Consider the following 25,928-nt stretch of genomic DNA (forward strand, 5'->3'; position numbering starts at 1 on the left):
GGGCACGCCAGACTTCCCGGCAAGCGGCCCCGCGAAAAGGGCGCCGCACAGGGAGAGACCATCCATGTCCAAGACGACGCGCCGCAGCCTCGCGGCGGCCGGCCTCGCCGCCATTGCCGCCCGTTCCGCGCGCGCCCAGGCCGGATTTCCGAATCGCCCGATCACCATGACCATCCCCTTCGCCGCGGGTGGCCCCACCGACATCGTCGGCCGCCTCCTGGCCGAGAGCATGTCGCGCGAACTCGGACAGCCCGTCGTCGTGGAGAACACCACCGGCGCCGGCGGCACCCTCGGCGCCCAGCGCGTAGCAACGGCCCGCCCGGACGGCTACGCCATCCTGCTCCACCACATCGGCATGGGGGTGATCCCCACCATGTACCGCCGCCTCGCCTACGATCCCGTCAACGGCTTCGAACCGCTGGGCCTGGTGACGGAGGTGCCGATGACCCTCGTCGGCCGCAAGGAACTCCCTGCGGCCAATCTCGCCGAACTCGTCGCCCTCATGAAGTCGAGCGGCGACCGCTTCAACCTCGCCGATGCCGGGATCGGCTCCTCCTCCGCCCTCTGTGGCGCCCTCCTCGCCAACGCCATCGGCGCGAAGCCAACCGTCGTGCCCTTCCGCGGCACAGGCCCCGCCATGCAGGAAATCCTCGGCGGCCGCGTGGACCTCCTCTGCGACCAGACGACGCAGACCACCGAATATATCCGTGGCGGCGCGGTGAGGGTCTTCGCCACCCCGTCGCGCAGCCGCATCGCCACCCTACCCGAAATCCCCACCACCGCCGAGGCCGGGCTGCCCGGCTTCGAAATCACGGTCTGGCACGGCCTCTACGCGCCCCGGGGCACCCCGGCGCCGGTCTGCGCCCGCCTCACAGCCGCCCTCCAGGCCGCACTGCGCGACCCCCGCATCGTCCAGCGCTTCACCGAAATCGGCACCGCCCCCGTCTCCCAGGAGGACGCGACACCCGAGGCCCACCGCCGCTTCTGGACCGCCGACATCGCGAAGTGGAAGCCGATCATCGAGGCAACGAACAGCTACGCCGACTGACCTCGCCGGGGGCGCGATCCGCCCCCGCGCCGCCTGCCTCAAAGGCACAGTGCATAACCTTCCGGCCAAGCCACTTCCCCATGAAGGCACAGGGCGGACACAGGTTCCTCACAGGGTTTTCCACAGGCTTGACTTCCAAAAAGGTGCTTTAACTCAATCTTTTAGCGGCCGGGCCGAAGCCTGAACCACAGCTTTTCCCCGCAAGTTTCCTCCCAGTGCCGTGAGCAGCTTGTGGATTTTGTTGCAGGCGCGAGGAACCCCGCCCACCGGCGAAGCCCACCGCCCAGCCGCAGGTCAGACCGGGCGCCCGGCACGGTTGCCAGAACCCCCGCCGCGCGTGTATGGCCCGCGCCCAATCCCCAGTTCCCGCACGCCCTCGGCGTGCCCCACCGGCGCGCCCCCGGCGCGCTCCCCAGGCGCGCCCGACGGCGCGCCCACAGAAGACGAACAGGACGCCCCGCCCATGGCGAAGATGCAGGCCAACCAGATGCGCGCCGGCATGGTCATCGAGTTCGAGGGCCAGCGCTACACGATCCTGCGCCAGAACATCATGATCCCCGGCAAGGGGAACGCGATCATCCAGGTCGACATGCGCAACATCAAGACCGGCGCGAAGAAGGACCAGCGCTGGCGCACGGCCGACACGGTGGAGCGCCTGAACACCGAGGACAAGGAGTTCACCTACTCCTACGCCGAGGGCGACAACATCGTGCTCATGGACCCCGAGACCTTCGAGCAGACCACCGTTCCCGGCGCCATCCTCGGCGACCGCCTGCCCTTCCTCGTCGAGAACATGACCGTCAACGTCCGCCTCATCGAGGGCGAGCCCGTCGGCATGGAGCTGCCCGACACCGTCGTGCTCGAAGTCGTGGAGGCCGACCCCGTTGTGAAGGGCCAGACCGCCTCCTCCTCCTACAAGCCCGCCGTGCTCTCCAACGGCGTGAAGGTCATGGTCCCCCCCTTCATCACCGCCGGCGAGAAGATCGTCGTCCGCACCGAGGACGCGACCTACCTGGAGCGGGCGAAGGGCTGAGGCCCTTCCAGGAAAAACGAGCATGTCCGGCGCCCAGCCCTCCTCGCGTCTCTCCCCCGCGATGACCGTCGTGGTCAACGCCGCCCGCAAGGCCGGCCGGCGCCTGCTGCGCGACTTCGCGGAGGTCGAGAACCTCCAGGTCAGCAGCAAGGGCCCGGGCGACTTCGTCTCCCAGGCGGATCTCCGCGCCGAGGAGACGCTGCGCGAAGAACTTCGCCGCGCCCGCCCCGGCTTCTCCTTCCTCATGGAGGAGAGCGGCCAGAGCGGGAACGAGGACTGGGAATGGCGCTGGGTGGTCGATCCGCTGGACGGCACGACAAACTTCCTCCACGGCATCCCCCAATGGTGCATCTCCGTCGGCATCGAGCACCGCCTCAGCCCCACCACGACCGAGGTCGTCGCGGGGGTCATCTACAACCCCGCGACCGACGAGCTCTTCTGGGCTGAGAAGGGCCGTGGCGCCTTCCTCAATGACAAGCGCCTCCGCGTCTCCGGCCGCCGCGACATGAACGCGGCCCTCTTCGCGACGGGCATTCCCTTCGCCAAGGTGCCGCACCGCGCGGAGTTCTCGACGACGCTCGCGAAGCTCATGCCCCAGGTCGCGGGCATCCGCCGCTTCGGCTCCGCGGCGTTGGATCTCGCCTGGGTCGCCGCCGGCCGCTACGAGGGATACTGGGAACTCGGCCTGAACCGCTGGGACTGCGCGGCGGGGATCATCATGGTCAAGGAGGCCGGCGGCTACGTCACCGGCCCCGGCGACGAGGACCCCTACGCCACCGGCAACATCGTGGCCGCCAACCCCTTCCTCCACGCTAAGCTGCGCGAGGCGGTGGCCGAAGGCATAACCTATGTCGCCGGCCGCCGCGCCGGCACCGAGGCGGCGGGCCCGGCCTGAGGGGCCGCGCGGGCACTGTCCCGCCTGAACCACGTCCGTGCGCCGCACCGACGCCCTCGGCACCGCCGTCGCCTCCCTGCGCAAACCCGTGGGACACCGCCGTGGCCGCCCCGCCCGCCACGAAACGCCCGCCCCCGTGACGCCGCTTGCTTCAACGGGGGCCCTTCCTGGGCTAGCCTGCGCCGCGTGACCTTTCCCCCGATCCGACGCGCCGCTGCAACGGCTCTCGCTCTCCTGCTCGCCGCCGCGCCTGCGGCCCTGCCGGGCGCCGCGCGCGCTCAGGAAACGACTGCGGCCGCCGAGCCCGAGGCGCCCGCCGGCCCCGCCGAATCCGCCCCTGCTCCGGCGAGCCTCGCCACCGGCCCGCTGCGCGCGAACATCCCGGTCCTCCCCGACCTTCAGCTCGGCCCGAGCTTCGCGCGCCTGCCCATCGGCGGCTGGCGCATCACCGGCCGCCCCGGCAAGGGCGAGGCCGACCACGGCGCGCGCATGTCCATCGAGACCATCGGCCGCTACCTCGCGGAGCAGACCACCGGCCGCGTCACCGTCATCGCCCAGGTCTCCGGCCCGGCCGACGACCCCTCGATCGCCCGCCGCACGAGCCTCGCCCGTGCGATCACCGTGAAGTCCGCTCTCACCGGCGGCGGCCTGCCCGGCACACGCATCGACCTCCGCCCCCTGGGCCGCACGCCCGAAGGGCGGGACGCGCTCGACATCATCGCCCCCGCGGCCCGCCCACCGAAGGACGAACCCCCACCCCCCGCGCCGGAGCCGCCGCCGATCCCCCCGCCCCCCGCCGAGCCCGCGCCCCGCGCCGGAAGGGCCGGCTCGCCCCAGGCGAGGCCGGCCCCCGCGCCCGCCCAGCGCCGCGCGAATAGCCCTGCCAGCACCCCCGCCAATGCCGGGCCAGGAGGAGGGCCGAGCCGATGACGAACCCGACCCGCTACCTCCTTCGGATGGTCCTCTTCCTCGCTCTCGTGGCGCTGGTCGCGGCCCTCCTCTTCGGCGAGTTGCAGCACGCCTTCGCGGTCAACCCGGTGCTGAACTCCCTCATCCTCGCCGTGCTCGCCCTCGGCACCGCCTGGTGCATCCGCCAGGTCGTCCTGCTGAAGCGCGAGGCCGCCTGGCTGAACGCCTTCCGCTCCCCCAAGCCAGGCCAGCCCGCCCAGCCGCCGCCGCGCCTCCTCGCGCCCATGGCCTCCATGCTGGCCAGCCGCCGCACGGACCACCTCTCCCTCTCCACGGGTGCGATGCGGAGCGTGCTCGACGGCATCGGCTCCCGCCTGGATGAGGACCGGGAACTGTCCCGCTACATGACCGGCCTGCTGATCTTCCTCGGCCTGCTCGGCACCTTCTGGGGCCTGATCCTCACCATCGGCTCCGTCTCGGACGTCATCCAGAACATGTCCGTCGGCACCGGCGACGTGACGAACCTGTTCAACCAGCTCAAGTCCGGCCTCGCCCAGCCGCTCCAGGGCATGGGCGTCGCCTTCTCCTCCTCGATGCTCGGCCTCGCCAGCTCCATTGTCCTCGGCTTCCTCGACCTCACGGCCGGGCAGGCCCAGGCCCGCTTCTACAACGAGTTGGAGGAGTGGCTCGCCGGCTCCACCCGCCTCTCCTCGGGCGTCCTCGGGGGCGACGCAGGGGAGGGCGGCTCCGTCCCCGCCTATGTCCAGGCCCTGCTGGAGCAGACCGCCGAGAACCTGGAGGGCCTCCAGCGCCTCCTCGCCCGCGGGGAGGAGCGCAGCGGCCACTCCTCCCGCTCGCTGGAAACGTTGACGGAACGCCTCTCCGTCCTCACCGACCAGATGCGGGCCAGCCAGCACCTCATGCAGCGCGTGGCCGAGGCCCAGGCGAGCCTCGCCCCCCTTCTCCACCGCATGGCCGAGCCCGGCGAGCACGAATCCGCCACCCGCGCCCATATGCGCAATGTGGAACTCTACCTCGCCCGCATGCTCGAGGAATCCGCGCAGGGCCGCGCCCAGTCCACCCAGGAGATCCGCTCGGAGATCAAGGTGCTCGCCCGCACCATCGCCGCCCTGGCCGAGGCCCCGCCCCCGCCATGAGCGACACCGCGCGAGGGGGCCGCCCATGGCGCTAGGGAACGGCCGCCGTGGCGTGCGCGAGTCCGCCAATGCTTGGCCGGGCTATGTGGACGCCCTCGCCACACTGCTCATCATCATCATCTTCGTCCTCCTCGTCTTCGTGCTCGCGCAGGGCTTCCTCTCCGTCGCCCTCTCATCCCGCGACCGCGCGCTAGACCGGCTGAACCGACAGGTGGCCGAACTGGCCGAACTCCTCTCGCTCGAGCGCGCCGGCGCCGAGGACCTGCGCGCCAATCTCGGCCGCAGCCAGGAGGAAGCCCGCACCGCCGCCGCCGAGCGCGATGCCGCCCGCCGCGACCTCGCCGGCCTGCGCACCGAGGCCGCCCGCGCCGCCACCGCCCGCGATGCCCTACGGGAGGAGCGCGACGGGCTCGCCGCCCGCCTCTCCGACGCCGACCTCGCCGCTCGCGGCAATGCCGAGCGCATCGCCGGCCTCGAAGCCCGCCTGACCGAAGCCCTCGGCGGCCTCGACGCCGCCGGCACCGACGCCGCCCGCACCGTCCGCGGCCTGACCCAGACCCGCCGGGCGCTGGCCACCGAGCAGACCGCCCGCCAGGGCGCGGAACAGAACCTCGCCGAAACCCGCGCCGCCCTGGAGGCCGCCCGCCGCGACCTCGCCGCCGTCCAGCAGCAGACTGCGGCCCTCGATCGGCAGGTCGCGGTGGACCGCGGCACCATCGAGGCCCGCCTCTCCGACATCGCCCGCCTGAACGACCAGCTCCGCGCCCTCGCGGCCCTGCGCGATCAGGCTGAGAAGTCCGCCCAGGAAGCCCTCGCCCGCGCAGAGGCCGCCGATCGCCGCCGCGGCGAGGCCGAAGCCGCCGCCGCCGACGCCACCCGCGCGCGCCAGGCCGCCGAGGCCGCCACCACCGAAGCCGCTCGCGCCCGCCAAACCGCGGAGGCTGCCACCGCCGACGCCACCCGCGCGCGCCAGGCCGCCGAAGCGGCCACTGCCGAGGCCTCACGCAACGCCACCCGTGAGGCCGAGGCCCGGCGCGCCGCCGAGGCCGAACTCCAGGCCGGCGCCGGCGCCTATGCGCGCCTCTCGGAAAGCGCCCGCGCCCAGGCCGCCCTTCTGAACCAGCAGCTCGACGCGCTCCGCGCCGAACTCCGCCGCGTCGCCGCAGCCCTCGATGCCCAGGAGGCCACGGGCCGCGAGAAGGACGTCCAGATCGCCGCCCTCGGCACCCGCCTCAACGCCGCCCTTGCCGCCCGCGTGGAGGAACTCCAGCGCTACCGCTCCGACTTCTTCGGCCGCCTGCGCGACGTCCTCGGCGACCGCCCCGAAATCCGCATCGTCGGCGACCGCTTCGTCCTGCAATCCGAGGTCCTCTTCCCCCAGGGCAGCGCCGACCTCTCCGATGCCGGCAAGGAGCAGGTGACCAGTGTCACCAACCTCCTCCTCGACATCGCCCGCCGCATCCCTGAGGGCACGAACTGGGTCCTCCGCGTGGACGGCCACGCCGACAACCTGCCCATCCGCGGCAATCCCCGCTTCGCCAGCAATTGGGAACTCTCCGCCGCCCGCGCGATCGCCGTCGCCCAACTCATGATTCAGGACGGCCTGCCACCCAACCGCGTCGCCGCCACCGCCTTCGGCGAATTTCAGCCCATCGACACGGCCGACACTCCGGCCGCGCGCGCCCGCAACCGGCGGATTGAGCTGCGGCTGACGGATCGCTGATCCTGCTGGGCCGGTGCTGGTGACTCCTGGGGAGAGGAAGAAGGAATTCCTACTCCACCCAGCCCCCCCGCCACCATCTTTTTCTTTCGATTTGAGTTGCTTGGCGGCCGGTGCGCCGCAGGTCATGGACCCGAGGCGACTGCACGCTCAGAAGGGGCGCCATGACACGGAACCCGCCTTGGCCGTTGAGGCCGCGACAGCCAGACGGCGATCCAAGGGCCTCAGGCCCTTGGCGGGCGAGGTCCGGAGAGGGGGGTGCCCTCTCCGGGGCCACCCGCGCCGTCCCCTAGACGATCACCGCCTCGAAGGGCGGCAGCAGGTCCGGCGCCTCGAATTCCAGCACCCAGAGGTCGGGGTCGCGCTTCACCTGCCGAGCCACGTAGGCGTCAGCCGCCGCGTCGTCCACGGGCGCCGCCCCGGTGCCGCGCATCCAGGCCGGCCGTCCCCGTGCGTCCCGCGTCTGGGAGAGCACGACGAGGCCTTCCCGCCCGCGCAGCACGCAGAGGATGCCGCCGCTATCCGGGTCGCCCTTCCGCAAGACCACACCGGGCCGCCCGGCCTGGTCCCCCATCCGGATCGCCATGGAGGCCCATAGCCCCGCCTTCACCCGCGCTTCCATGCCACCGTCCCTTCCAGCGCTGCCCTGCCCCCGCGCGCCGGCCCTGGCAAGAGCCGGCTGGCGGGCGCATCTGAACAGGGGCTTGCTGCCCGCGCCCCGCCGCGCCATTCACCACGCCTCACACGCCCGCGAGAATTTCCCATGGCCACCAGCCCCAAGCCGAACGCGGCCCCGCGCATGACCGACGCCCAGCGCGCCTACGAGGCCAAGCGCGCCGCCAAGAACGGCATGAGCCTCGAAAAGTGGCTCGCCCTGAAGGAGAAGGAGCGCGAGGAGGAGCGCCGCGCCACCACGGCCGAGACCGCCCGCCGCACCGCCGAGGTGGCCCCGCCGAAGAAGCCGAACCTCTTCCGCCGCCTGCTGGACCGCGCGCAACAGCCGCTCAAGCCCTCCCGCTGAGCCCGCGAGGCGCGCTCCTCGCCGCCCATGCCGACTGGTCGGCCCACCCCGCCAAGCGCTGGGTGAGCATCGCCCGCCGGCAGGGCGGGGCATGGCGCGCCGAGGCCCCTCGGCCTGTCGGCGACCCCGCCACCCTCGCGGCCGCCCTGGTCGGGGAGGGCGCGCCGGTCGCGCTGGGTCTCGACCTTCCGCTCGGCCTCCCCCGCGCCTGGGCCGCCTCGCGTCCCGAACCGGACTTCCCCGCCTTCCTCCGCGCCCTGCCCGGCAACCCCGACTTCCTGCGGGTGAGCGAAACGCTGGAGACCGTCTCCCCCGACCGTCCCTTCTATCCTGCCCGTGGGTTGCGCGGCATGACCCGCGCCGCCCACGCCGCCGCCCTCGGCTTCGCGGGCCCTGCTGACCTCTCCCGCCTTTGCGACCGCGCGACCGCCGAGCGGCCGGCCGGCGCGCCCCTCTTCTGGACCCTCGGCGCGAACCAGACGGGCAAGGCCGCCATCGCCGCCTGGCGGGACTGGATCGCGCCCGCCCTGGCCGCGGGCGCCCCGCTCCGCCTCTGGCCCTTCGAGGGCCCGCTCGCCACCCTCCTCGCCCCGGGCACCGTCGCCCTCGCCGAAACCTACCCCGCCGAGGCCATGCGCCACCTCGGCGTCCGCTTCCCCGGCAGCAAGCGCGCCCAGCCCGCCCGCCGCGCCGCCGCCCCTGCCCTGCGCCAAGCGATGCACCGCCTCTCCGTCACCCCCTCCCTCGCACTGGCCAGATCCATTGAGGACGGCTTCGGCCCCGATGCGGCCGGGGAGGACCGGATCGACAGCCTCCTCGGGCTCCTCTGCGTCATCTCCGTGCTCGACGGCGCCCGCGCCGACTTCATCCCCGAGGACCCCTGGGTCCGCCGCTGGGAGGGCTGGGTCCTCGGCCAGACCGCCCTGCCCCGCCCCGCTTGATCCGGTGCCCACGGGCCATCATTTGTTACGCATCGGACCGGGGCCCGCGCGCTTTCCACGGTGGACTTCCGGCCTGCGGAGCGGCCACGATGTGACCCCGCCGCCGCCACAATACGGCGATGATCGCCCGATACTTTCCCTGAGACAGAACAAGTCTCAACAGCCCCTGGAGGGCAAGTCGATGAACAGGTTCCGCAGTCTCGTCCTGGGCGGCATCGCCGCCGCCGCCCTCATGGCCGCTGTCCCCGCGGAGGCACAGGGCTGGCACCGGCGCGGCCCGAGTGGCGGCGCGATCGCCGGCGGCATCATCGGCGGCCTCGCGCTCGGCGCCATCGCGGGCGCAGCCATCGCGGCCCCGCCTCCCGCCTACTACCCGCCGCCACCGCCGCCCGTCTACTACGCTCCACCCGCGGCCTATTACGCGCCACCGCCGGTCGTCTACGCCCCGCCGCCGCGCGCCTACTACGCGCCGCCGCCGCCGGTCGCCTATTACGCTCCGGCGCCGACCTACTACCGCTACTGAGTGAAACGGGGGCCGGACACACCGGCCCCTATAAATTCAGGCGGCGGGTACGTACTGCCCCGTCGCCTCCGCCGCCTTCCGCGCCAGCCCGACCACGAGGTCCAGCACCGGCGTCGGCACCCCCGCCATCCGCGCGAGGGCCAGCGGCTGCAACAGCATCGCCTCTATTTCGATCGCCTTGCCCGCCTCCATGTCCTGGAGGATCGACGGCTTGTGCACGGTCGAGCGCGAAGCCTCCACACGTGCCGCCGGATCGACATCGAGCTCGATCCCGAGCCCGCGCGCGATGGCAACCCCCTCCGCCAATCCCGCCCGCGCCGCCTCGCGAATGGCGGGATCGACCAGCGTCGCCGCCAGCCCCTGGCGCGACAGCAGGCAGAGCGGCCCGTTCGACAGGTTCGAGACGAGCTTCGCCCAAACCTCGCGCCGGATGTCCGGCACGATCGGGCAGCCCATTCCTCCCGCCTCCAGCGCGGCGGAAAGGGCACGCACCGGCTCCCCCACTTGGCCGTCCAGCCCGCCGAGCACCACCCGGCTCCGCTCGTTCTCCACCTCGATCCGTCCGGGCGCGGTGATGGTGCAGGCGGAGTAGACAACGCCGCCCACGGTCCGCTCCACGCCCACCGCGCGCCGCACCGCGCCGCCGCGATCCAGCGCCGGAAGCGCCGTGCCGTCCAGCGCGCCGCCGTGCCGGTCGAAATACCACCAGGGGATGCCATTCATCACGAAGGCGACGGGTGTGTCCGGCCGCAGCAGCGGCGCGATCCCTTCCGCCACACCGCCGAGCTGGTGCCCCTTCACCGTCACCACCACCGCGTCCTGCGGGCCCAACTCCGCCGGGTCGGCGCTCGCAGCCGGGCGCGCGGTGAAGGTCGCGTCCCGCGCCACCACCGTCAGCCCATGCTCGCGGATCGCCGCGAGGTTCGCGCCGCGCGCCACCACGCTTACCTCCGCGCCCCCGCGGACGAGCCGCGCCGCCACGTGCCCGCCGATCGCCCCGGCCCCGAAAACGCAGACCTTCATGCGAGCAACTCCAGAGCAGCCCGGCTCAGCGCCTGCACGCCGACGGAAATGCAGCCCTCGTCCGGCTGGTAGCCGGCATTGTGCAGCCGGTCCGCCCGGCCGGGCGCGCCGGAACCGACCCTCAGATGCATGGACGGCACGAGCGCCGCGAACTCCGAGAAATCCTCGCTGCCCATGCTCGGCAGTCCCTCCACCGGCGCACGGCCCAGCTGGGCGGCCACCGCCGGCACCACCCGCTCCAGCACGCCGTCGTCGTTCACCAGCGCCGGCACCATGCGCCGGTAATCGAGCGACGCCTGCACCCTGAATCCCAGTTCGAGACCCGCAACGAGCCGGCGCAGCGCGCCCTCCGCGATGTCGCGCGTGCCAGCGTCGAGCGTCCGCACCGTTCCCTTCAGAGCCACCCGCTCGGGGATGATGTTGTAGGTTGCACCGCCCGCCATCATGCCGATGGTGACCACCGCAGGCTTCAACGGATCAACCTCGCGGCTCACCACCGTCTGCGCCTGCGAGACGAAATGCGCGGCCGCCACGATCGGATCGACGGCCGATTCCGGATGCGCCGCATGTCCCGACTTCCCGCGGAGCACGAGGTCGAAGCGGTCAGAGGCCGCAAGGCAGGCGCCGCGCACGAAACCCGTCTCGCCCACGGGCATGTCGGGATGGTTGTGGAAGCCGAGCGCCATGTCGAAGCCCTCGGCCGCGCCGTCCGCGATCATCGCGGCCGCGCCCTCCAGCGTCTCCTCCGCCGGCTGGAACACGAGCGCCACGCGCCCTGCGAGCATCGGCGCGAGATCCTTCAGCACGGAGGCGACGCCGAGCAGCGTCGATGTGTGGATGTCGTGCCCGCAGGCATGCATCTTCCCGTCCACGGTGCTCGCGAAGGGCAGTCCCGTCTCCTCGTGGATCGGCAGCGCGTCCATATCCGCTCGGATTGCGAGCGTCGGGCCCGGGCGCCCGCCCTCGATCATGCCGATGATTCCGGTCCGCCCGAGCCCCGTGCGGTGCGCGATGCCGAGCCGCTCCAGTTCTCGTGAAACGATTCCGGCCGTCCGCACCTCCTCCATCGCGAGTTCGGGATGGGCGTGGATGTCGCGGCGGATGGCGACGAGCCCGGGCGCCAATGCTTCCGCGGCCTCGGCGATCTTGCGGTCAGGATCATTGATTCTCATGCTGTTAGGCTCCGCCATGCCCCTGGTTATCGCAAGTATGTTGCGCCGCAACCTAGGTGAAGAAGCATCCATGACAAGGCCGCAGCGAATCTGCCGCTTGTGGAGCCGCGCCGTGCCCCATAGTTTGCCGGGACTCCGCGTACTGGGAGGCGCGTCAGGGAAGAAGGGACGGAGAGCAGGCGACGTGGCGGCCGACACCTTGGGTGCTCGGTCGGCGTCGGCATGGCCCTCACCTCCCCCCCCCGCGTCGCGCCGCCTGGTCGGATCAGCAACTGACGAGGGCCTGCAAAGGGTGGAGCGTTCATGAAAATAAGTCAGAAGGATCTCTGGGCCGGATTTCTGCTCATGTTCCTGGCCTTCATCGGCCTGTGGATCAACGGCGGTTTCCTCGGGCTCGGCCTCGAGCAGCACACCCTCGGCACCGCCCGACGCATGGGCCCCGGCTACATGCCGATGCTGGTGCTCTGGCTCCAAATGGCGCTCGGCGCGCTCGTCTTTGTCCTTGGCCTGCGTGGCGGCCCGGACGACCTTGAGGACTGGAAGAAGCTCGACTTCGTCACCCTCGCCGTCGCCATCGCGGTGGGCATCCTCATCTGGCGGGTGATGGAGGCCACGGGCTACAACACGAACTACATCCAGGTGGGCGCTGCCTGCCTCATCGGCCTGCTCCTCCTCGCCATCTCCCCGGCCTGGCGGCCGCTCGGCATGGTGCTCGGCTCCTTCGCCGTATTCGGGCTCCTGCTCGAGCCGCTCGGCCTGATGGTGTCGATCGTCGCTCTCTGCCTCATCGCCTCGCTCGCGGACCGCGAACATCGGCCGCTGGGCGTTGCCGGCATGTGCGTCTTCCTTTGCGCCCTCTGCTGGTTCGTCTTCATCTACGAGCTCGATATCCGTGTGCCGGTTTGGCCGGGTAGCTTCTGAACCGACGGGCATAGGAAGGGCCAAGACACCATGGAACTGCTTCTCTCCAACCTCGCACACGGATTCGGCGTCGCTCTCACGCTGAACAATGTGCTCTTCGCGCTGCTGGGCGCTCTGATCGGCACCGCCATCGGCGTGCTGCCGGGCATCGGCCCCGTGGCCACCATCTCGCTCCTGCTGCCGATCACCTTCGGCCAGCCCGCGACCACCGCCATCATCATGCTCGCCGGCATCTACTACGGCGCGCAGTACGGCGGCTCGACCACCTCGATCCTGCTGAACCTGCCCGGCGAGGTCTCCTCGGTCGTCACGACGCTCGAGGGCTACAAGATGGCCCGCAACGGGCGGGCCGGCGCGGCGCTCACCATCGCGGCCGTCGGCTCTTTCATTGCTGGCAGCTTCTCCACCCTGCTCGTCGCGGCCTCCGGTCCGGCACTGACGCAGGTCGCGCTTTCCTTCGGCCCAGCCGACTACTTCTCCCTCATGCTGCTCGGCCTCGTCATATCGGCCGTGCTCGCGCAGGGCTCGGTGCTGAAGTCGATCGCCATGGTGGTGCTTGGTGTCACCCTCGGCCTCGTCGGAACGGACGTGCAGACCGGCCAGCAGCGCTTCACCTTCGGCGTGCCGGAACTGTCCGACGGCCTCGGCTTCGTCTCTATCGCCATGGGTATCTTCGGCATCGGCGAGATCATCCTCAACCTCGAGCGCCCTGAAGCGCGGTCGGTGATGTCCGGCAAGGTCGGCAGCCTCATGCTGACCCGGGCAGAGGCCAAGCGCTGCGTTGCGCCGGTCCTTCGTGGAACGCTGCTCGGCTCCGTCCTCGGCATCCTGCCCGGTGGCGGCGCCTCCCTCGCGGCCTTCGGCTCCTACATGCTCGAGAGCAAGGTCTCGTCCCACCGCCACGAGTTCGGCACGGGCGCCATTGAGGGCGTGGCCGGTCCGGAGTCCGCCAACAACGCGGCTGCCCAGACCTCCTTCATCCCGCTGCTCACGCTCGGCATCCCGGCCAACGCCGTGATGGCGCTGATGGTCGGCGCCCTGATCATCCAGGGCATCCAGCCGGGCCCGCGCATGGTGGAAGCCCAGCCCGACCTCTTCTGGGGCCTCATCTGCTCCATGTGGGTCGGTAACCTGATGCTGCTCGTCATCAACCTGCCGCTTATCGGCATGTGGGTGAAGCTGCTGCAGGTGCCTTACAAGTACCTCTACCCCGCCATTCTCGTATTCTGCGCGATCGGCGTGTACTCGCTGAACAACTCGGTTTTCGACGTCTATCAGACCCTGTTCTTCGGCATCCTCGGCTACATCTTCTCCAAGCTTAAGATGGAGGCCGCGCCGCTCCTCATCGGCTTCGTGCTTGGCCCGATGATGGAGGAGCATCTGCGCCGCGCCATGCTGCTCTCCCGCGGCGACATTACGGTCTTCGTCGAGCGGCCCATCAGCGCCACCCTGCTCGGCATTGCCTTCATCGCGCTCGCCGCGATGCTCCTGCCGGGCCTGCGCTCGGGCAAGGACAAGGCCCTGGCCGAGTAGGAACTTTCCGAGTAGCCGGGCCACAACAGGCTCCGCCAAAGCCGCCCTGGGAAACCAGGGCGGCTTTTCTTTTGCTCCCCTCTCCGTTACCTGTCCCGCGTCCGCAGAGAGAGCCCATGTCCGACGATCGTGTTGTTCCCGTGATCCTGTCCGGCGGTGTCGGCACGCGCCTCTGGCCACTGTCGCGCGAGGGATTCCCGAAGCAGTTCTGGCCGCTGGTCGGGTCCTCCACCATGCTTCAGGAGACGGTCGGCCGCGCCACCGGCCCCGGCTTCGCCCCGCCGATGATTATCTGCGCGGAGGCGCACCGCTTCCTCGTCGCCGAGCAGCTGCGCGAGGCCGGCGTCGCGGGCGGCCGCATCGTGCTCGAGCCCGCGGCCCGCAACTCGGCCCCGGCCATCGCCGCCGCCGCCATCCTGGCCGTGGAGGAAAACCCGCAAGCCCTCCTCTGGATCATGGCCGCTGACGCCGCGATCAAGGACCTGCCGGCGCTGCACGCGGCCCTCGACCGCGCTGCCGCCGCGGCGCGCGCCGGCCACATCGTCGCCTTCGGCATGCGCCCCACCACGCCCGAAACCGGCTTCGGCTACATGGAGGCCGGCGCCCCGCTGCCCGGCCTCGAGGGCGCCTCCGCCATCGCCTCCTTCGTCGAGAAGCCCGACGCCGCCCGTGCAGCCGAATTCCTCGCCGGCGGCCGCCACCTCTGGAACGCCGGCATGTTCGTCGCCCGCGCCAGCACCCTGCTCGCCGAGCTGGAGCGCCTCGCCCCCGAGCTCGTTTCGGCCGTTCGCGCCGCTGTCGAGACCGCCGGCCGCGATCTCGACTTCGTCCGCCTCGGCGCCGCCTTCGCCGAGGCCCCCTCCATCTCCATCGACTACGCCGTGATGGAGCGCACTGCCCACGCCGCCGTGGTCCCCGCCGACATGGGCTGGTCCGACGTCGGCTCCTGGGACGCGCTCTGGCAGGTCTCGCCCAAGGATGCCGCGGGCAACGCCACCCACGGCCCCACCTCCCTGGTTGATGCAAAGAACTGCTACGTCCGCTCCGAGGGCATCCTCACCACCGTCGTCGGCCTTGAGGACGTGATCGTGGTCGCGACCGAGGACGCCGTGCTCGCCCTCCACCGCGACCGTGCCCAGGACGTGAAGAAGCTGGTGGACCAGCTTAAGGCCCAGAAGCGCCCGGAAGCTGGCGCCCATCGCCGCATGTACCGCCCCTGGGGCCACTACGAGGGCCTCATCCAGGGCGACCGCTTCCAGGTAAAGAAGATCCTCGTCCGTCCGGGCGAGAAGCTCTCTCTCCAGAAGCACTATCACCGCGCCGAGCACTGGGTGGTGGTGAACGGCACCGCCATCGTCGAGCGCGATGCCGAGCGCCTGCTGCTGCGCGAGAACGAGTCCGTCTACCTCCCGCTTGGCTGCGTCCACCGCCTCGAGAATCCGGGCATGATCCCGCTCACCCTCATCGAGGTGCAGGCCGGCGCCTATCTCGGCGAGGACGACATCGTCCGCTTTGAGGACACCTACGGCCGGGCCTGACCGGCACGCCATTAGGAGGGCGCCGTTGGCGGCCCCCTCACGCGCGGGATCAGCCGATCACCACGCGGCTCGGCATCCTCTTCATCGCCTCGCGTGAGGCGGAGAACTTCATGGTCGTCCGGGGCATGGCCGCCGGTGGCCTGATCGCCCTCGTGGTGGTCGTCCTCGCACGTCCCGCCCGCAAGTCGCGCCGCTTCCGCCGTCAGCCCGCCAGCCCCACACTGGGGCCATGCACCTGCTCGAGATCACCGTGGCCCTGATGGCGGCTTGCGTCGCCTTCGCGGTCCTCGCCCGCCGCACACGCCTGCCTTACGCGGTGGTCCTCGTTCTCGGCGGCATGGGCCTCGCCTTCGTCCCCGGCCTGCCGCATCTCCGGCTGGACCCCGAACTGGCGCTGGCCGCCTTTCTCCCCCCGCTCCTGCAGGCCAGCGCCTGGCGCACGGACTGGCGCCAGTTCCGCGCCTCCATCAGGCCCATCCTCCTCCTCGCCTTCGGCGCCGTGATCTTCACCGCCCTCTGCGTCGCCGTCGTCGCCCGCCTCCTGCTGCCGGACCTGCCCTGGGCCGCCGCCATCGCGCTCGGCGCCGTCGTCGCGCCGCCCGATGCCGTCGCCGCCGCCTCCATCCTCAAGCGCCTTCCCCTGCCCCAGCGCGTGATCACCGTGCTGGAGGGAGAGAGCCTGATGAACGACGCTTCCGCCCTCGTGCTCTTCCGCCTCGCGGTCGGAGCACTGGCGGCCGGCAGCGTCTCCCCGGCGCTGGCCGCGCTCACCTTCCTCGGTGTCGGCCTCGGCGGCATGGCGGTCGGCTGGGCCGTCGCCTGGGTCGCCGGCCGCCTCACGCCCCGCCTCGGCGACACCCTGCTGGAGGTCGCTCTCACCTTCCTCACCGCCTATGTCGCGTATCTCGCGGCGGAGGCCCTCGAGGTCTCGGGCGTCATGGCTGTCGTCACCTGCGGCATCCTCCTCGTCCGCGGTCAGCGCAACCTGCTCAGCGCGCGCACGCGGACGGAGGCGCGCGCCACCTGGGGCTTCGTCGAGTTCGCCCTCACGAGCCTCGTCTTCATCCTCGTCGGGCTCCAGCTGAACAGCATCCTGGAGCGGCTAGGCCCCTATTCTACCGGTTTCCTGGCCGTCGCCGCCGCCGCCCTCTCGGCCACGCTCATCCTCTCGCGCCTTGCCTGGGTCATGCCCTTCGCGCTGCTGCCGGCCCTGTTTCCCGCCACCTCCCGCTTCATCGCCACGAAGGACGGCCTGCCCCTCCCGCGGGAAGCTGTGGTGATCGGCTGGGCCGGGATGCGCGGCGTGGTCTCGCTGGCCACCGCCATCGCCCTGCCCAACGACACCGCTCACCGCGAATTGCTCGTCTTCCTCGCCTTCGTGGCCATCCTCGCGACCCTCGTGGTCCAGGGCACCACCCTCGGCTGGGTCATCATGCGGCTGAAGGTCGCCCTCCCCGGCCGCGACGGCATGGACCGCGAAGAAGCCGCCGCCCGCCGCGCCATGGCCCGCGCCGCCCTCGGCGAGGTGCAGGGCCGGCTCGACAGCCCGCTCGACGGCGCCATCGCCCGCGACCTGGTGGGCGAGTTCCGCGACATCGACCGCGTCTACTCCGGCGTGGCCGCCGGCGGCGCCCAGGCGGAAATGCTCGCCCGCCTTCAAATCCGCCTGGCCGCCATCCGCAGCGCCCGCCGTGCCCTGATCGAGCACGAGGCCGGGAGCACCACCTCCGAGGAAATGCTCGCCGGCCTCCTCGCGGAAACCGACCATGAGGAACTGCGGCTGATGCGCCAGATTTCCCAAACCCGCTGACACCACGGAACAGCGCATCGTCCGGCGCCGCTTTGGGGCTTGGCACCCGCCTCGAGTCGGGGTGGCGGGTGGCGATGGTGCTCTTCGCTGCTGGCGATGCCTGGACGGTGGCTGAGCCGCTGCCGTCCCCGCATGGCCAATGGCAGGGCTGAGAGCAGCGCCCAACTCGGCCGTGCCCGCCGGACAGGGGGCGCAACTTCGCCTGTCTTGCCCGCTGTCAGCGCCGATCCGCCAATGTCGAACGCCGCGCTAGGATCTACTTTGCCCCGGTAACGCTCGCCCGTGTCGTGAACTATCGTGCCATCAGTTGAGATCCTGTTCGTGGCTCCCCGCTAAGCGAACTCTGTTTCGGTCACAACGTCTTCGAATCACGGAACGATTGTAACGGTTATTTTACGAAAGTTATGTCTCAATATCTGGAAAAATTCTCCTCTTGAGACCTCATTCACACTAGCATTACTGATCCGGAATAGTTTGAGGTCATGATGCTCAGTAACGAGGTCCTGGTACTTCCTGGCCTACTGGCTTTGGGCTTGGCCGGCTTCCGATGGCGACGACGAGTTGAGCAGGGCTGCGAACTGCGACCTCCCTTGGGAGGAAAACTGACGAGCATCCAGGCAGCCCGCGGCTTCGCTGCCATGCTCGTCGCCATTTACCACCTGGAGCGTCTGACGCAGCCCGATCAGTATCTGGGACGAATGGCCTTCGACGGTGTCTTCGGGTTCGGGCACGCCGGCGTGGACTTCTTTTTCGTCCTAAGCGGCTTCATCATCTACTACGTTCATCATCGCGACCTCGGCGTCCCTGCGGCCTTATCCCGGTTTGTCTGGCGCCGCGCGACCCGCATCTACCCGGCCTACTGGCTCGTCACCGCTTTCGTCATTCTGACGACAGCCCTTGTCGTCCCGCACTGGACCGACCGCTTCCCCATTCAGCACGTTCTGGGCTCGCTGATCCTCCTACCTCAGGCGACCGAGCCGGTCCTTACCGTCGGCTGGACGCTTGTCCACGAGGTCGTGTTCTACGTGCTCTTCGCGATCGGGATCGCCTCGCGCCGCGTCGGATCAGTGGTGGTCCTGACGTGGCTCGCCATCATCGTAGCCGGCACCTTCATCCCACCTGAAGGCCTGATTCTGCGGCACCTGGCGTCGAACTATAATCTGCTGTTCATGATCGGTCTGCTGACAGCACACATCGTGCTTCGCGTCAGCGTCTCACGTCCCTTGCTCTGGGCGCTTGGCGGGTTCTGCGCACTTCTTGGTGCGGGCTGGACAGAGAACGCAGGGCTTTTTCAAGTGAACGACCTTACCGGTCGGCTCCTCTACGGGTTCTCGTCGATGGCCATCATCATCGGTCTGGCCGCGGCTGAACGGACGGGCAGGCTACGCGTCGGGCGCACTGCAATGTTCCTCGGCGACGTGTCCTACGCACTCTATCTGGTCCATGTGACGGTTATCGCGAACACGCTGTGGCTGTTGGCGAAATCCGGCATGATCGAACACGTGCCAGTTCCTGTCCTGGCCGCCGGGACGCTGACCGCTTCCATCGCAGCGGCGGCGGTCATTCACCTGAAGATCGAGCGTCCGGTGCTGAGATGGGCGCAGGGAGGCCGCGCTTCCAACGGAACTCGCACCGTACCTGTTGCGGCCTCTCAGGTGGCCACTGGAACCAGCTGAGGAGAGGCGTCCGAGAGATCCATCCGGAACGCACAACGCCATAGCCCGCCGAGATGATGATTTTTGAGGTAAATCCAGGCGTGGACTGCCCTGCTGGCACTGCGCTTGGATGGGCAAGAAAGACCGCTGGCCGATTTCCCGGCAAGGAGAGAACCCGGAGGGGGGACACAGCCAGACAACGAAGGCGATTGGCGCGAGGCGAGGTGCAGGCCAGCGCGGCGTCCGCGGCGGAAGGTCCCACCGCGGCTCCAGACCCAAGGCCCTCCCGCCGCAAAGCGATCCGACGGGTGAAAACAGGTGATTGTCAGGGGTGGGCAGAGGAAGAAGTCGTTCTTCCCCTGCCCAAGTAGAAAAGCGACGAGAGCCCGAAACGAGCCCTGCCCGCTCAGCCCTTCAGCGCCGCCATCTGCGCCTTCGCGCCGATCACCATGTTCGTCATGTCGCTGCCCATGGTGCCGAAGGTGAAGCCCATCCCGTGCATGCGCTTCACATAGGCGCCGGTCGTGCAATGGATGCCGATCGCGAGTCCCTTGTCGGTCGCGGCACGCACCAGCCGCTCGTAGGTCCGCAGCATCTCCGGCTCCTCGCGGTCCATAATCGGCGGCAGGATGCCCAGCGAGATGCCAAGGTCGCTCGGCCCGATATAGATTCCGTCCACGCCGGGCACGTCGAGGATGGCGTCGAGGTTGTCCAGCGCCTCCTTCGTCTCGATCATCGGCAGGCACAGCACCTCGTCGTTGGCATTGTAGAAGTACCGCCCCGGCTCCGCGTAAAGCGCCGCCCGGATCGGCCCGTTCGAGCGCGTGCCGTGCGGCGGGTAGCGGCAGGCCGCGACGAAGGCCTCCGCTTGCTCCCGCGTGTTCACCATCGGGCAGATCAGCCCCTGCGCCCCCGCGTCGAGCAGCTTGCCGATGATCCCCGGCTCATTCCACGGCACCCGCGCCATGGCGGTGGGGGAGGCCGCCGGCCCCTGCCCCTGCATCCCCTGGAAGCAGGCGACCGCGGACTGGTAGTCCTGCACCCCGTGCTGGAGGTCCACCGTCAGGCTGTCGAAGCCCAGGCTGGCCATCACCTCGGCCGAGAAGGCGGTGGGAAAGGCCAGCCAGCCGTTCACCGTCTTCTTCCCGGCCTTCCAGGCATCCTTGAGCTTGTTCGCCATCCGGCGCTCCTCCATCCCAGCCCGCCCCCGTTCCCGGTACGGGAATCAGTGGCGCGGCCTGCGTCGGCATCCTTCCCCCGCCGCCCCGCAGGCGCAATCCGCCCCACACCGGGAATGCGCCGCCGCACGGCTTCGGGATCGGCGCGGCCCCTCCTTCCCAGCGCCCGGCGAAGCTCCTACGACCCTTCCAGACCATCCCGGCCGGAGCCAACCGCCATGACCGCCGAAACCCGTCCCGTCGACCACGTCATCGCGCAGGCCCGCGCCTTCCTCGGCGACCGGATCACCACCAACGCGGCCATCCGCGAGCAGCACTCGCGCGGCGAGGACACCACCACTCCCGTCCAGCCCGACGCCGTCGCCTTCGCCGAGACCACTGAGGAGGTCTCCCAGCTCCTCGCCCTCTGCCACCGCCACGGCGTGCCCATCACCGCCTTTGGCGCCGGCACCAGCCTCGAGGGCCACGTCACCCCTGTCCGCGCCGGCATCACCCTCGACCTCTCGCGCATGACCGCCATCCTCGACGTCAGCCAGGAGGACATGGACTGCCTCGTGGAGCCCGGCGTCACCCGCCACCAGCTCAACGACCACCTGCGCGACCAGGGCCTCTTCTTTCCCGTGGACCCCGGCAGCCACTGCACCCTCGGCGGCATGGTGGCCACCCGCGCCTCCGGCACCAACGCCGTCCGCTACGGCACCATCCGCGAGAACGTCATGGGCCTCGAGGTCGTCCTCGCGGACGGCCGCGTCATCAACACCGGCAGCCGCACCCGCAAGGCCGCCAACGGCTACGACCTGACGCGCCTCATCATCGGCAGCGAGGGCACGCTGGGGATCGTGACCAAGATCCGCCTCCGCCTCTACGGCATCCCCGAGGCCACCTCGGCCGCCGTCGTCCAGTTCCCCGACCTCAAGGGCTGCGTCGAATCCGTCATCGCCGTCATGCAGCTCGGCATCCCCGTGGCCCGCATCGAGCTGCTCGACCGTGCCCAGATGACCGCCTGCATCGCCTACTCGAAGCTGGAGGGACTGGAGCCGCTGCCCACGCTCTTCCTCGAATTCCACGGCACCGAGGCCGGCGTGAAGGAGCAGGCGGAGTCGGTCCAGGCCATCACCACCGAGATGGGCGGCCTCGGCTTCGCCTGGGCGGCCGACCAGGAGACCCGCAACAAGCTCTGGACCGCCCGCCACAACGCCTACTGGGCGGCCATCGCCAGCCGGCCCAATTCCCGCGGCATCACCACCGATGTCTGCGTCCCCATCTCCCGCCTCGCCGAGGCCCTGCTCGGCGCGCAGGAGGACGTGGACGCCTCCGGCCTCACCTGCATGACCGTCGGCCATGTCGGCGACGGCAACTTCCACACGGTCATCCTCGTGGACGTGGACGACCCCGCCGCCATCGAGCAGGCCTGGGCGCTCGACCGCAAGATCGTCGCCCGTGGCCTCTCGCTCGGCGGCACCTGCTCCGGCGAGCACGGTGTCGGCATCGGCAAGGCCGAGTTCCTCGAGACCGAGCACGGTCCCGAGGCCCTGGCTGTGATGCGCAGCATCAAGGCCACCCTCGACCCCAAGGGCATCCTCAACCCTGGCAAGATTTTCCGGAACTAGTCTCCCGGGCACTCACAAAACAAAAGGACCCCGCCCCATCGCCGGGCGGGGCGCGGAGAGAACGCTTCCCATGGCCTCATCCGGTGCCCCCTTGGCGTCACCCGACGTCCGGGAAACCTCACTCGCCTTCACCGCCCCGATCGTCGCCCTCGCCCTCGGCCACGTGATCTCGAATACCGTCCGCACCTTGCCCGCGATCACCGCGGACATGCTGGGCCGGGACCTCCAGGTGACCGCCCAGGGACTCGCCTCCCTTACCGGCGCCTACAACCTCTCCTTCGCCCTCGCCCAGATCCCGATCGGCGTCGCGCTGGACCGCTTCGGCGTACGCCGCACCGCCCTCGTGCTCATCGCCGTCATCGCCCTCGGCGCGGTGCTCGCCGCGGTCGCCGGCGGGGCGGCGGGCTTCCTGCTCGGCCAGGTCGTGCTCGGGCTGGGCTGCGCGGGCATGCTCATCTGTCCCGTCACCTACGCCGCGAAGAACCTCTCCGCCGCCCGCTTCGGCCTCTGGTCCGGCCTCATCCAGGCGATCGGGAACAGCGGCATGCTTCTCTCGGCCAGCCCCCTCGCCCTGCTGGTGGAGGCAGCCGGCTGGCGCGCCGGCTATTGGGCCTCCGCCGCCCTCGCCCTCGCGGCCATCGCTCTTGTCGCGCTCCTCGTCCACGACCGCCCCTCCGCGGCCCAGGGCCGAAGCCCCCTGCGCGAGGCGCGGGATGTCCTTCGCTTCATGACCTCCCGCCCCCTTCGCGGCGCGGCCATCCTCGCCTTCTCCTCCTTCGCCGCCGTCATCGGCGTGCGCGGCCTCTGGGGCGGGCCCTGGCTGATGGAGGTGAAGGGCCTGCCCCGCGTGGAGGCTGGCAACATCCTCCTCCTCGCCACCACAGCCCTTGTGGTCGGACCCGCGCTCTGGGGCATCGCGGACCGGCGCCTGGGCCGCCGCCGCGCCCTGCTGACCACCGGCCATGTGGGCGCCGCCCTCTGCCTGGCGCTCGTCGCCCTCGGCGGCCCGGGCGGTCCCTTCGGCACCCTCCACCCCGCCTGGGACGGCGCCATGCTGCTCGGCTTCGACCTGATGATCTCGGTCCAGCCGCTCGTCTTCGCGATGGCGCGAACTGCGGTCTCGGCGGAGAGCGCGGGCAAGGCCATGTCGGCCATCAACCTCGCCTTCTTCGCGGGCGCGGCACTCCTGCAGGCCGCCTCCGGACCGGTGGTGGCCGCCGGAGGAGTCGGCTCCGGCCTCGTCTTCTTCGCGCTGGCCATCGTCGCCAGCACGACCGCCTTCATCCTGCTGACCCGCCGCCCTGCCTGACGCGGCGGCTCCGGGTGCCGTAAACGCAAACGGCGGACCTCAGGGGCCCGCCGATATCCAGAGAAGCCCTCCCGACCCGTCCGGGATGGGCCGTGTGGGAGGGTTCAGTCGAACAGAAAGGCCGCCGCGGCGTAGATGCCGTACCAGAGCGCACCGGAGAGCAGGCCGATCACGGCGACGCTCGTCCCGACCCGAAGCCGCTCAGGCGTGGCGTTCGCGGCATCCGCAATCTCGGTCTTCAGGCTCGTGATCGAAGTCGACATCAGTGATCTCCCTCACGACAATGAGAGCAAGATTATCCGCCGAATGCAATAACAAGTTGTGAACGATCCCGAATCTTACAACTGGCTGACGGTGAGGGGCAGCAGCGCTCCTACCCTCCCAACGCCCGGGTAAGCCCCGCCGCTGCCTCGGCCACAAGCGGCTTCACCCGCTCTACCTCAGGCCAGAGCCGCTCATTGGAGCCCGAGAGCGTCAGCGCCCCGCAAAGCACGCGGCCCGGCTGGAAAACCGGTGCCGAGACGGCGGCCGCATCGAGTTCCCGGCTGCCCTGGGTCGCGATCACCGGGTAGCCGCCTGCGGGCACCTCCGGCGCTACCTCCGCCGCCTCGCCGGCCGCGGGATCCCACACGGCGAAGACCCGGCCTGTCGCGGCCGAGCCGAGCGGCATCATGTCGCCCGCCTGCACCGCCACCCGCAGCGTCCGCGGCGGCGCCGCGCGGTAGAGGCAGATCCGCCGCTCGTCGTCGAGCTTCACCCAGAAGGTCGCCCCCTGCCCTGTCGCCTCGGTCAGCGAGTCGAGGACCGGCTGCACGAGCGTCTCCAGCCCGAGCCCGCGCACGTAGAGCGACCCCCAGTGCAGCAGCATCGGCCCCGGAGACCAGGACCCGTCGGCATTGCGGCGCACGCAGCAGTACCGCTCCAGCGAGGCCAGCAGCCGTAAGATCGTGCTCTTGTAGAGGCCCGTCCGCGCCGCGAGCACCCGCAGCGGCAGCGCCGTGTCGCCGGGGCGGAAGGCCCCGAGCACCGTCATCGCCCGCCCGACCGCGGCCACGCCCGAAGCGGTGGAGGGCGGCGACAGCAGGCGTCCCTTGGGTGCCTTGGAACGCCCCCAATCCCCGCCCGAGGCTGCAGGCCGAGGGGAAACATCCGTCCGGATCGTTGCCGCCTCGTCGGTCAGCACATTCGAATCCAAAGGCTTAGCTCCCGTTCCTGGCGCCAGCGCGCCGTTATTCCAGCCGAAATGGTTCAACCCGCGTCAAGGCCAAGCTCACCATAATTCTACGGCCGCACATCACACTAGCAGAGGTGACTTAAACATATGCGAAGGAAAATTTGTAGCGCGATACGGAACCGCGCGTTAGTTGCATTCTCAGTCGACAGAAAACGTTCCTCAGGGCGCTATAGGGAGCGCTCAGCACTGAACTAAACGGTTCAGCCCGCTTGCAGCATCGGGAAGGCTCCGCCACATGCGCGCCATGACGCGTCGCACAATCCGTCCGGCACGGCCGGCCGCCCCCGCCCTCCTCCTGGCTGTCGCGCTGGGCCTGGCCTGCGGCGCGCCCGCGCCCGTCCTGGCGCAGTTCGGTCCGCAGGGACCGCCGGCCGTCGGCGTCCAGGAGGCGGCCCGCCGCCCCGTGACCGAGAGCACCGAGTTTGTCGGACGGGTGGAGGCGGTGCAGCGCGTGGACATCGCCGCCCGCATCACCGGCTTCCTCCAGGAGGTGGTGTTCCGGGAGGGCCAGGAGGTGAAGCGCGGCGACGTCCTTTACCGGATCGAGCGCCAGACCTTCGAGGCCGAGGTCGCCCGCACCCAGGCCAACATCGCCTCCGCCGAGGCTGAGCTGACCAACGCCCGCGTCGCCCTCTCCCGCGCGCAGGAACTTCAGCGCACCGGCGCCGGCACCCGCGTCACGCTCGACAACGCGACCGCCCAGGAGCGCACGGCCAACGCCCAGCTCCTCGCGGCCCGCGCCGCCGCCCGCTCGGCCGAGATCAACCTCGCCTACACCGAGATCACCTCGCCCATCGACGGCAAGATCGGCCGCACCAACGTCACCGTCGGAAACGTCGTCGGCCCCAATACGGGCACGCTCGCCACGATCGTCAGCCAGGACCCGATGCGCGTCGCCTTCCCCGTCTCCCAGCGCCAGGCGCTGGAGCTGAGGGACCGCTACGCCTCCCGCGGCGGGGCGGATGCCGTGCAGATCCGCTTCCGCACCACCGACGGCCGCCTCTCCCCCCAGATCGGCCGCGTGGACTTCATCGACAACCAGATCAACCGCGCGACCGACAGCATCCTCATCCGCGCCCGCGTTCCCAACCCGCCCACCGGGAACGAGGGCGACCGCGACCTGATCGACGGCCAGTTCGTCAACGTCTACGTCCAGGGCGTGGAGCCGGTGCTCGCCATCACCATCCCCCGCGCCGCCGTCCTGCAGGACCAGCAGGGCAGCTACGTCTTCGTCGTGGACGCCGAGAGCAAGGCCCAGCGCCGCAACCTCCGGCTCGGCAAGAGCACCCCCGAGGTCGCGGTGATCGAGGAAGGCCTCAACCCCGGCGACAAGGTCATCGTCGAGGGCATCCAGCGCGTGCGCCCCGGCCAGCAGGTGAACGCCGCCGCTGTCGCCCCCGGCCCCGGCCAGCCCGGCGCTCCCGGCTCCTCCCCCGGCGGCGGCGCCCCCGCCCCGGGCGGCAGCGCCTCGGGCAGCTCGGCCGGCGACCGGCCCGCCGCCGCGGGCAACAGCCCCGCCTCCGCCGCGCCCGGCGGGACGAACCAGGGCCGGGCCCAGGGCGCGCCCGGCGGTGCCGGCGCCTCTCCCCCCGGCGCACCGGCCGCGACCTCGGCTGGCAACCCTGGCACCAGCCAGCCCTCGGCGGCCAATCCGCCCGCCAACCAGTCCGGCACGGCCCGTTAGAAAGCCGGGTAGAA

The 25,928-nt window shown here is 70.6% G+C and carries 23 protein-coding genes; 17 read left to right on the forward strand and 6 right to left on the reverse strand.

What is annotated here, in order from left to right:
* Positions 1-64: 64 nt before the first annotated feature.
* The 6 genes from D9599_RS00620 to D9599_RS00645 all read left to right on the forward strand — a co-directional run bounded on the left by D9599_RS00620 (position 65) and on the right by D9599_RS00645 (position 6,765).
* Positions 65-1,048 (forward strand): tripartite tricarboxylate transporter substrate-binding protein, encoded by a 984-nt coding sequence (locus D9599_RS00620; RefSeq protein WP_198379270.1) that lies wholly within the window; start codon positions 65-67, stop codon positions 1,046-1,048.
* A 463-nt stretch (positions 1,049-1,511) separates the two neighbouring features.
* Positions 1,512-2,081: an elongation factor P gene (gene efp, locus D9599_RS00625; protein ID WP_043829172.1), complete on the forward strand. Its 570-nt coding sequence runs from the start codon at positions 1,512-1,514 to the stop codon at positions 2,079-2,081.
* A gap of 61 nt (positions 2,082-2,142) precedes the next feature.
* A complete protein-coding gene (locus D9599_RS00630; protein ID WP_198379563.1) occupies positions 2,143-2,976 on the forward strand; it encodes an inositol monophosphatase family protein in 834 nt (277 codons plus the stop codon).
* 186 nt (positions 2,977-3,162) lie between these two features.
* Positions 3,163-3,906: a hypothetical protein gene (locus tag D9599_RS00635; protein WP_198379271.1), complete on the forward strand. Its 744-nt coding sequence runs from the start codon at positions 3,163-3,165 to the stop codon at positions 3,904-3,906.
* Positions 3,903-5,042 carry a MotA/TolQ/ExbB proton channel family protein gene (locus D9599_RS00640; protein WP_198379272.1) on the forward strand — a complete coding sequence of 380 codons (1,140 nt, stop codon included), beginning with the start codon at positions 3,903-3,905 and terminating at the stop codon, positions 5,040-5,042. Before D9599_RS00635 ends, D9599_RS00640 begins: the two co-directional genes overlap by 4 nt.
* A gap of 25 nt (positions 5,043-5,067) precedes the next feature.
* Positions 5,068-6,765, forward strand: a complete 1,698-nt coding sequence (locus tag D9599_RS00645; protein WP_198379273.1) for a peptidoglycan -binding protein — start codon at positions 5,068-5,070, stop codon at positions 6,763-6,765.
* A 286-nt stretch (positions 6,766-7,051) separates the two neighbouring features.
* On the opposite strand, the gene D9599_RS00650 is transcribed toward D9599_RS00645, so the two are convergent.
* Complete coding sequence (locus D9599_RS00650) at positions 7,052-7,384, reverse strand: DUF1491 family protein (RefSeq protein WP_198379274.1); 333 nt, start codon at positions 7,382-7,384, stop codon at positions 7,052-7,054.
* A gap of 141 nt (positions 7,385-7,525) precedes the next feature.
* Between D9599_RS00650 and D9599_RS00655 the strand changes: the two genes are divergently transcribed.
* The 3 genes from D9599_RS00655 (at position 7,526) to D9599_RS00665 (ending at position 9,247) form a co-directional block, all read left to right on the forward strand.
* Positions 7,526-7,783, forward strand: coding sequence for a hypothetical protein (locus D9599_RS00655; protein WP_043829164.1), 258 nt, complete (start codon positions 7,526-7,528; stop codon positions 7,781-7,783).
* Between the two features lie 62 nt (positions 7,784-7,845).
* A complete protein-coding gene (locus tag D9599_RS00660) occupies positions 7,846-8,724 on the forward strand; it encodes a hypothetical protein (RefSeq protein WP_309228502.1) in 879 nt (292 codons plus the stop codon).
* Positions 8,725-8,905: 181 nt separating this feature from the next.
* Positions 8,906-9,247, forward strand: coding sequence for a hypothetical protein (locus tag D9599_RS00665; RefSeq protein ID WP_375373023.1), 342 nt, complete (start codon positions 8,906-8,908; stop codon positions 9,245-9,247).
* Positions 9,248-9,283: 36 nt separating this feature from the next.
* Here the strand turns inward: D9599_RS00665 and D9599_RS00670 are convergent, their stop codons facing one another.
* Positions 9,284-10,270, reverse strand: coding sequence for a ketopantoate reductase family protein (locus D9599_RS00670; protein ID WP_198379275.1), 987 nt, complete (start codon positions 10,268-10,270; stop codon positions 9,284-9,286).
* Positions 10,267-11,442 (reverse strand): M20 family metallopeptidase, encoded by a 1,176-nt coding sequence (locus tag D9599_RS00675; RefSeq protein ID WP_232479998.1) that lies wholly within the window; start codon positions 11,440-11,442, stop codon positions 10,267-10,269. Before D9599_RS00675 ends, D9599_RS00670 begins: the two co-directional genes overlap by 4 nt.
* 303 nt (positions 11,443-11,745) lie before the next feature.
* Here D9599_RS00675 and D9599_RS00680 point away from each other — a divergent pair, with 303 nt between their 5' ends.
* From D9599_RS00680 to D9599_RS00700, 5 genes are all read left to right on the forward strand, one after another.
* The gene (locus tag D9599_RS00680) at positions 11,746-12,363 is read left to right on the forward strand and encodes a tripartite tricarboxylate transporter TctB family protein (protein ID WP_198379277.1); all 618 of its coding nucleotides are present in this window, start codon (positions 11,746-11,748) and stop codon (positions 12,361-12,363) included.
* 30 nt (positions 12,364-12,393) lie between these two features.
* Complete coding sequence (locus D9599_RS00685; RefSeq protein WP_198379278.1) at positions 12,394-13,896, forward strand: tripartite tricarboxylate transporter permease; 1,503 nt, start codon at positions 12,394-12,396, stop codon at positions 13,894-13,896.
* A 116-nt stretch (positions 13,897-14,012) separates the two neighbouring features.
* A complete protein-coding gene (locus tag D9599_RS00690) occupies positions 14,013-15,434 on the forward strand; it encodes a mannose-1-phosphate guanylyltransferase/mannose-6-phosphate isomerase (protein WP_198379279.1) in 1,422 nt (473 codons plus the stop codon).
* A 229-nt stretch (positions 15,435-15,663) separates the two neighbouring features.
* Positions 15,664-17,244 (forward strand): Na+/H+ antiporter, encoded by a 1,581-nt coding sequence (locus D9599_RS00695; protein ID WP_198379280.1) that lies wholly within the window; start codon positions 15,664-15,666, stop codon positions 17,242-17,244.
* Between the two features lie 482 nt (positions 17,245-17,726).
* A complete protein-coding gene (locus D9599_RS00700) occupies positions 17,727-18,920 on the forward strand; it encodes an acyltransferase (protein WP_198379281.1) in 1,194 nt (397 codons plus the stop codon).
* A gap of 385 nt (positions 18,921-19,305) precedes the next feature.
* On the opposite strand, the gene D9599_RS00705 is transcribed toward D9599_RS00700, so the two are convergent.
* A complete protein-coding gene (locus D9599_RS00705; protein ID WP_198379282.1) occupies positions 19,306-20,079 on the reverse strand; it encodes an HpcH/HpaI aldolase/citrate lyase family protein in 774 nt (257 codons plus the stop codon).
* A gap of 216 nt (positions 20,080-20,295) precedes the next feature.
* Between D9599_RS00705 and D9599_RS00710 the strand changes: the two genes are divergently transcribed.
* Positions 20,296-21,687: an FAD-binding oxidoreductase gene (locus D9599_RS00710; protein ID WP_198379283.1), complete on the forward strand. Its 1,392-nt coding sequence runs from the start codon at positions 20,296-20,298 to the stop codon at positions 21,685-21,687.
* Positions 21,688-21,757: 70 nt separating this feature from the next.
* A complete protein-coding gene (locus D9599_RS00715) occupies positions 21,758-22,996 on the forward strand; it encodes an MFS transporter (protein WP_232479999.1) in 1,239 nt (412 codons plus the stop codon).
* A 104-nt stretch (positions 22,997-23,100) separates the two neighbouring features.
* Here D9599_RS00715 and D9599_RS00720 read toward each other — a convergent pair whose 3' ends face one another.
* Entirely contained in the window at positions 23,101-23,259 is a 159-nt protein-coding gene (locus tag D9599_RS00720) for a hypothetical protein (protein ID WP_198379284.1), read from the reverse strand.
* A gap of 110 nt (positions 23,260-23,369) precedes the next feature.
* Positions 23,370-24,191: an IclR family transcriptional regulator gene (locus D9599_RS00725; protein ID WP_198379285.1), complete on the reverse strand. Its 822-nt coding sequence runs from the start codon at positions 24,189-24,191 to the stop codon at positions 23,370-23,372.
* Between the two features lie 274 nt (positions 24,192-24,465).
* Between D9599_RS00725 and D9599_RS00730 the strand changes: the two genes are divergently transcribed.
* Positions 24,466-25,914 (forward strand): efflux RND transporter periplasmic adaptor subunit, encoded by a 1,449-nt coding sequence (locus tag D9599_RS00730; protein ID WP_198379286.1) that lies wholly within the window; start codon positions 24,466-24,468, stop codon positions 25,912-25,914.
* Positions 25,915-25,928 lie beyond the last annotated feature (14 nt).

The sequence above is a fragment of the Roseomonas sp. KE2513 genome (assembly GCF_016107305.1).
Lineage (GTDB): Bacteria > Pseudomonadota > Alphaproteobacteria > Acetobacterales > Acetobacteraceae > Roseomonas.

Coding starts and splice junctions, on each gene's coding strand:
- D9599_RS00620 (WP_198379270.1), top strand. CDS start 65: ATGTCCAAGACGACGCGCCGCAGCCTCGCGGCGGCCGGCCTCGCCGCC.
- efp (WP_043829172.1), top strand. CDS start 1,512: ATGGCGAAGATGCAGGCCAACCAGATGCGCGCCGGCATGGTCATCGAG.
- D9599_RS00630 (WP_198379563.1), top strand. CDS start 2,143: ATGACCGTCGTGGTCAACGCCGCCCGCAAGGCCGGCCGGCGCCTGCTG.
- D9599_RS00640 (WP_198379272.1), top strand. CDS start 3,903: ATGACGAACCCGACCCGCTACCTCCTTCGGATGGTCCTCTTCCTCGCT.
- D9599_RS00645 (WP_198379273.1), top strand. CDS start 5,068: ATGGCGCTAGGGAACGGCCGCCGTGGCGTGCGCGAGTCCGCCAATGCT.
- D9599_RS00650 (WP_198379274.1), bottom strand. CDS start 7,384: ATGGAAGCGCGGGTGAAGGCGGGGCTATGGGCCTCCATGGCGATCCGG.
- D9599_RS00655 (WP_043829164.1), top strand. CDS start 7,526: ATGGCCACCAGCCCCAAGCCGAACGCGGCCCCGCGCATGACCGACGCC.
- D9599_RS00665 (WP_375373023.1), top strand. CDS start 8,906: ATGAACAGGTTCCGCAGTCTCGTCCTGGGCGGCATCGCCGCCGCCGCC.
- D9599_RS00670 (WP_198379275.1), bottom strand. CDS start 10,270: ATGAAGGTCTGCGTTTTCGGGGCCGGGGCGATCGGCGGGCACGTGGCG.
- D9599_RS00675 (WP_232479998.1), bottom strand. CDS start 11,442: ATGAGAATCAATGATCCTGACCGCAAGATCGCCGAGGCCGCGGAAGCA.
- D9599_RS00680 (WP_198379277.1), top strand. CDS start 11,746: ATGAAAATAAGTCAGAAGGATCTCTGGGCCGGATTTCTGCTCATGTTC.
- D9599_RS00685 (WP_198379278.1), top strand. CDS start 12,394: ATGGAACTGCTTCTCTCCAACCTCGCACACGGATTCGGCGTCGCTCTC.
- D9599_RS00690 (WP_198379279.1), top strand. CDS start 14,013: ATGTCCGACGATCGTGTTGTTCCCGTGATCCTGTCCGGCGGTGTCGGC.
- D9599_RS00695 (WP_198379280.1), top strand. CDS start 15,664: ATGCACCTGCTCGAGATCACCGTGGCCCTGATGGCGGCTTGCGTCGCC.
- D9599_RS00700 (WP_198379281.1), top strand. CDS start 17,727: ATGATGCTCAGTAACGAGGTCCTGGTACTTCCTGGCCTACTGGCTTTG.
- D9599_RS00705 (WP_198379282.1), bottom strand. CDS start 20,079: ATGGCGAACAAGCTCAAGGATGCCTGGAAGGCCGGGAAGAAGACGGTG.
- D9599_RS00710 (WP_198379283.1), top strand. CDS start 20,296: ATGACCGCCGAAACCCGTCCCGTCGACCACGTCATCGCGCAGGCCCGC.
- D9599_RS00715 (WP_232479999.1), top strand. CDS start 21,758: ATGGCCTCATCCGGTGCCCCCTTGGCGTCACCCGACGTCCGGGAAACC.
- D9599_RS00720 (WP_198379284.1), bottom strand. CDS start 23,259: ATGTCGACTTCGATCACGAGCCTGAAGACCGAGATTGCGGATGCCGCG.
- D9599_RS00730 (WP_198379286.1), top strand. CDS start 24,466: ATGCGCGCCATGACGCGTCGCACAATCCGTCCGGCACGGCCGGCCGCC.